Genomic DNA, 3,560 nt, shown 5'->3' with positions numbered 1-3,560 from the left:
CCTGACCTACGAACTCACTCCAATCAAAGTCGGGAACACGGTAGAGGTCTATGTGTATCAACTTACCCCTCTTCGTGGGGTACTCGTTAACTATGGTGAAGGTCGGGCTTCTGACCTGATAGCCATCCTCTATGCCGAGCCCTCTCGCCAGACCTCTGATGAGGGTCGTCTTTCCAGCTCCGAGCTCACCCTTAAGACAGATTACTTCATTGCCCCGGAGCTCCTTTGCAAGAGAAACCCCCAGCTCTTCCATCTGCTGGGGGTCCTTTATCAGATACTCTCTCAATCCTCTGCTTACTGGTAGCTGTTGTCCTCCTTGTGGGGCACTATCCTCATGATAGACTCGTCGGGGTTAACCTGGTCACCGACCTTTGCGAATATCTGCTTTACTATACCGTCCATAGGGGCGTGTATCTCGTTCTCCATCTTCATAGCCTCAACTATTGCAACGGTCTGTCCCTGTTCAACGGGCTGACCTTCCTCCACGAGGATCTTGGCAACCTTTCCGGGCATAGGAGGTGTTACGTCCCCGGGCTCGGAAGCCTTTGGAATTCCTCCCTCTGCAGGTGCACCTACCGCCTGGGTCGCTCCTGTGCCTGCAGGTATAGCCTCCCTCTGGGGAAAGAGCTGTATCTCCTCAAGCCTTCCATCCACCCTGACGTAGTACTTCCTCGGTTTGCCGGGCTGGTCCTCAAGGGAGACTCCTTCAACCTTAACCTTGAACTTATCCCCGTGATAGACGATCTCAAACTCAACGGGAGCGGCACCTACAACCTTTCCAGCTTCTGTCTCCGCGAGCTCGGGAAGCTCCTCCACAGGCTCTGGGTGAAGCTCTCCCTTTTCCCTGAGGGTAAGGAACTCCTTAGCCTGCATCGGGAAGAGAATGTAGAGCAGTATCTCCTCTTCTGTCGGTTCCCTTCCTAAGAGCTTTTCAACCTCTGTCCTTGCCTTGTCCCATTCCTCCTGGTCCGCAAGGTCTCCCGGTCTTATGGAGAAGTCGGGCTCCTTACCTGGTCCGAGTATCTTCTCCACGAGCTCCTTTGAGAGGGGTCCGGGAGGCTTCCCGTACTTACCCTCAACGTAGTCCCTGACCTCCTTTGTTATGGTCTTGTACCTCTCACCGGTGATGACGTTCAGAACCGCTTGAACACCAACTATCTGGGAGGAAGGGGTTAGAAGGGGCGGATAGCCAAGGTCCTTCTCAACGTTGGGAACCTCGGCGAGGGCTTCCTCTATCTTGTCAAGGGCGTTCGCCTCCATCAGCTGGGCTACCATGTTGGATATCATCCCGCCGGGTATCTTGTGAATGAGGACCTGAGCGTTCACCCCAGCGTACTCGGTTTCGTACTTCTTGTACTTTCTCTTCATCTTCTTTGCCTCTTCTGCAGCTTCGGCTATCTTGGCCAGGTCAAGTCCTGTATCAAAGGGCGTGTCCTGAAGGGCGGCAACTATCGTTTCTGTTGCGGGGTGGGAGGAGCCGAAGGCTAAGGGAGAGAGAACTGTGTCAAGCATGTCAACACCGGCGAGAACCGCCATCATGTGGTTTATGGTCGCCATACCGCTCATGTCGTGGTTGTGGAGGAGGACGGGTATCTGACCGTCGGTAGCTTCCTTTATACCCTTTATTATTTGATAGCACTCAAAGGGGGGCATTATGCCGGTGGCATCCTTAAAGGATATCCAGTCGGGTTCCATATCGGCGAGCTCCTTGGCATACTCCATCCATCTCTCGTAGGTGTGAACGGGAGAACGGGTGTAGCTTATCTCAGCGTGAACCTCACCCCCGAACTCCTTTATAGCCTTTACAGCCACCTCTATGTTCCTGTTGTCGTTGAGAGAGTCAAAGACTCTGAAAACGGTTATGCCGTTGGCTATACACCTCTCCACAAACTTCTTGACGGTCTTGTCTGAACGCGGCCTGTAGCCGACTATGTTTTGCCCCCTGAAGAGCATCTGGAGCTTTGTGTTGGGCATCACCTCCTTTATGCGCCTGAGCCTCTCCCAAGGGTCCTCCTTAAGGTATCTGAGACAGACGTCGTAGGTAGCTCCGCCCCAGACCTCAACGGCGTAGAAGCCGCACTTGTCCAGCTTCTCACAGAGAGGCAGGAGGTCATCGGTCCTCACCCTTGTGGCGAGCTTACACTGCTGACCATCACGGGGAGTAAGGTCCGATATATGTATCTTCTTTTTAAAGCCTTTCTTTTCGTATTCCTTCATCTTCTCCCTGATCTCTTCCATAAGCTCAACCATCTAAGCACCTCCTCAATGTGATTTACTTTCAGGAAGATTTTTTATGTTCCATGCAGCATAGAAGAGCATAACCGCAAGAGCTATAACAACGAGAATACTGAAAAGTTCAACCATCTTCATTTTTCAGCCTCCTTAGGAGATAACCTATGCGCAGGGTAACAGATATGAAAGCAGAAATGAATCCAAATTCCACAACGGCACCAAGAAGGAAAAGCACAGCTTCCAAACCTGTTCGCATATTCATAAGCAAGGCAACAGTCCCACCACCTACCGCTATTATGAAGGCTGAAACAACCTTGAGCACCTCCACGTACACCCTAAGCTCCTCTACTACAGAGTTCTTTTCCATCTCAAAGACCATGGTAAGAGGCTATAACAGCGGAAAGGAAGGCAACAAAGTCCTCCTTGTCCCTGTGCTCTTTGTAATCAAATACCTGCGGGTGCTCTTCAAGATACTTGGTTGTGAACTTGCCCGCCCTGAAGTCCGGCTCCTTCATTATCTCAATAAGGAGCGGTATGGTGGTCTTCACTCCCGTTATCTCATAGGTCTCCAGTGCCGCCTTCATCCTGTCAACCGCTATCTCCCACTCCGGAGCCCACACTATCAGCTTCGCTATCATTGAGTCGTAGTAGGGGGTAACCTCAAAACCCCTTGAAGCTGCGTGCTCAACCCTTATACCGAAACCTCCGGGCACATAGTAGCGTTCAATCATCCCCACCGACGGGGCGAAGTTGTGCTTGGGGTCTTCGGCGTTTATCCTGCACTCTATTGAGTAGCCTCTGAAGTCTATATCCTCTTGAGAGTACTTGAGCTTCTCCCCTGCGGCTATCCTGAGTTGCCACTTGACTATGTCAATCCCGGTCACCATCTCGGTCACGGGGTGCTCAACCTGAACACGGGTGTTCATCTCAATGAAGTACAGGTTACCTTCTTCGTCCGCTATGAACTCCATGGTCCCCGCGTTGTAGTAGCCTATCTCCTTCGCAGCCTTGGCGACTATGTTCCCGTAGTGCTCCCTCTTCTCGGGGCTCAGGAGCAGGGAAGGGGCTATCTCCACGAGCTTCTGGTTTCTCCTCTGGATTGAGCAGTCCCTCTCTCCGAGGTGTATGACGTTCCCGTACTTGTCCCCGAGAACCTGAAACTCTATGTGGCGCGGATTCTCTATGAACTTCTCAAGCAGGAGGTCTCCCTTTCCGAAAGCCTTCTGAGCTTCGTTGTAGGCACTCTCGTAGTTCTTTACGAGCTCCTCTTCGTTCCTGCATATCCTTATTCCTCTACCACCGCCTCCGGCGGTCGCTTTGAGAAGAAC

The 3,560-nt window shown here is 52.1% G+C and carries 4 protein-coding genes; all 4 read right to left on the bottom strand.

Annotated elements, in window-relative coordinates; genetic code table 11:
- Positions 1–286 (bottom strand): tRNA (adenosine(37)-N6)-threonylcarbamoyltransferase complex ATPase subunit type 1 TsaE (gene tsaE, locus AC1HCM_RS06040; protein ID WP_479460870.1); only part of this gene is annotated, 286 nt, incomplete at its 3' end.
- 8 nt (positions 287–294) lie between these two features.
- Entirely contained in the window at positions 295–2,250 is a 1,956-nt protein-coding gene (locus AC1HCM_RS06035) for a pyruvate/oxaloacetate carboxyltransferase (RefSeq protein ID WP_479460869.1), read from the bottom strand.
- Positions 2,251–2,356: 106 nt separating this feature from the next.
- Positions 2,357–2,611, bottom strand: coding sequence for a hypothetical protein (locus AC1HCM_RS06030; RefSeq protein ID WP_479460868.1), 255 nt, complete (start codon positions 2,609–2,611; stop codon positions 2,357–2,359).
- On the bottom strand, positions 2,601–3,560 hold a 960-nt coding region (locus AC1HCM_RS06025), incomplete at its 5' end, for an ATP-binding protein (protein ID WP_479460867.1). The genes AC1HCM_RS06025 and AC1HCM_RS06030, both read right to left, overlap by 11 nt.

It is taken from the genome of Hydrogenivirga sp. (assembly GCF_056450045.1).
The sequence above is the reverse complement of the archived record's forward strand: the minus strand, read 5'-3'. Positions and strand labels throughout refer to the sequence as shown.

Coding starts and splice junctions, on each gene's coding strand:
- AC1HCM_RS06035 (WP_479460869.1), bottom strand. CDS start 2,250: ATGGTTGAGCTTATGGAAGAGATCAGGGAGAAGATGAAGGAATACGAA.
- AC1HCM_RS06030 (WP_479460868.1), bottom strand. CDS start 2,611: ATGGTCTTTGAGATGGAAAAGAACTCTGTAGTAGAGGAGCTTAGGGTG.